Genomic DNA, 1973 nt, shown 5'->3' with positions numbered 1-1973 from the left:
GCTTCGGGCCGCGCCCAGCACGCCGCGTCCGCCGCCCACGCCGGAGCAGATCCTGGCGCTGGCCACGCGCGAGCACGTGCCGGCGCGCATCGCCAAGGGTGAGCTGGAAGGCAAGATGAAGGCGCGTATCTGGCGCAAGCTGCACGCCGAGGAGGCGAAGCGCTTCGACCAGGTCTACGAGCTCATGGGCCAGACGCCGGGCCTGTCGCTGGGGGACGCGTTCGGCATCCTCCAGAGCGGCCTGACGGTGCAGGAGTTCATGGCGCGCAAGGAGCGCAGCCAGCGCAAGGCGGCCATCAAGCAGGCGCGAGGCCAGGTGGACAACGCGCTCGTCGCGGACTTCCTGGGCGCCTTCATCGAGCAGAAGACCGAGCTGTCCGTGGTGCTGGCGGAGCGGTCGCTGCTGGACACGCTCCTGGCGGAGGAGGCCATCGCCTTCACCTTCGAGCGCACGGGCCGGCTGGAGAAGCTCCAGGTGGTGCTCATCGCGCGCAGGGGTGACTGGGAGCGGCTGATGCCGAACCTGGAGCGCGACGCGAAGCTCACGCAGAAGCCGGCGCAGGTGGCCCGGCAGCCGGACAAGCGGCCCTACTCGGACCCCCGGCCGTTCCTGCCGCACATCGGGCAGACGGTGAAGCTGGTGCTGCGCAACGGCATCACCGTGGAGGCGCCGCTCCTGCGCGTGGGCCGCTTCGACGTGCTCCTGGGTGAGCCGGGGCACGAGCTGTTCGTCCCGCTGCACGCGCTCTTGCGCTTCGAGGCGCCCCCGGCCCCGGCCGACGACGCCTCCGACGACGACGACGCGGACGCTTCGAAGCCCGACGCCGCGAGCTGAAATCCGCTCGCGGTGCCGTTACTTCCGGGCGGCCCTGCCTTCAGGCGGGCCGCCCGTGTCCTTCCTCCCCTGGAGTTTCCATCCATGCGCCCCTTCTTCTCCCGCATCATCAAGCCCTGGCTCGCGCTCACCGCGGCGGCGGTCCTCGCGGGCGCGTCGCAGCAGGCGTGCTCCAAGGAGTCCTCCGCGAAGGAGCCGGGCGCGCCCACCGCACAGGAGGTGGGGCGGCGGGAGAACGGCGTGCACGTGGTGGACCTGGCCGTCACGGAGAAGGGCTTCGAGCCCTCGCCGGTGCAGCTCAAGAAGGGCGAGCCGGTGAAGCTGGTGGTGACGCGCAAGACGGACCTGACGTGCGCCACCGAGCTGGTGATGGACGAGTACAAAATCGACACGAAGCTGCCCCTGAACACGCCCGTGGACATCACCTTCACGCCCAACCAGTCCGGGACGCTCAAGTACGGCTGCGCGATGGGGAAGATGATCGCCGGCACCTTCATCGTGGACTGAAGCCCGCGCAGGGGGGCAGCCGCCCGTTAACTGGCGATGTCCCCCCGGCCGGGTAGGCTCGACGCCCTGCATGGGCAGCTCGGAGCTCTTCACCCGGCACGTCTTCCTGGACCTCGAAACGACGGGGCTCGACCCCCGCGTGGATGAGGTCATCGAGGTGGGCTGCCTCTTCTTCGAGGACGGCCGGGAGGTGGACCGCTTCTCCCGCCTGTACTCCGCGTCGCGCCCGCTGAACCTCACCATCCGCCGGCTCACCGGCCTCTCCGACGCGCAGCTCGCCGGACAGCCCCGCTTCGACGCGGAGCGCGCCCAGCTGCGGGAGCGGCTCAAGGGCTGGACGGTGGTGGCGCACAACGCCCCGTTCGAGAAGGGCTTCCTGCCGGACGTGCTCGGGGGGGTGCCGGTGCTCGACTCGTGCGAGCTCATGCACTACCTGCACCCGGAGCTGCCCAGCCACTCGCTGGAGTCGCTGATGCGGTGGGCGAAGCTGGGCTCGCAGCAGCCGCACCGCGCGCTCCATGACTGCGTGGGCGGTGCACGCGGTGCTGGTGCACGCGCTGGACGGCTGCGTGCGGGACGGGCGCGCGGAGGACGTGGCGGACCTGCTGGCCACGATGGACCCGCGCGCGCG

1 protein-coding gene and 2 pseudogenes are annotated in these 1973 nt (G+C 71.1%); all 3 read left to right on the top strand.

Going from position 1 to position 1973, the window contains the following annotated elements; translation table 11 throughout:
• Positions 1–835: pseudogene (locus ACLEQD_RS42260) on the top strand (hypothetical protein); the annotation flags it as partial.
• Positions 836–919: 84 nt separating this feature from the next.
• A complete protein-coding gene (locus ACLEQD_RS42255; protein ID WP_410391611.1) occupies positions 920–1342 on the top strand; it encodes a cupredoxin domain-containing protein in 423 nt (140 codons plus the stop codon).
• Positions 1343–1412: 70 nt separating this feature from the next.
• Positions 1413–1973, top strand: a pseudogene (locus ACLEQD_RS42250) (PolC-type DNA polymerase III); the annotation flags it as partial.

Origin of the sequence: Corallococcus sp. 4LFB, assembly GCF_046520365.1 — a bacterium.
Classification (GTDB): Bacteria; Myxococcota; Myxococcia; order Myxococcales; family Myxococcaceae; genus Corallococcus; species Corallococcus caeni.
This window is presented reverse-complemented; position numbering and strand designations above follow the sequence as displayed.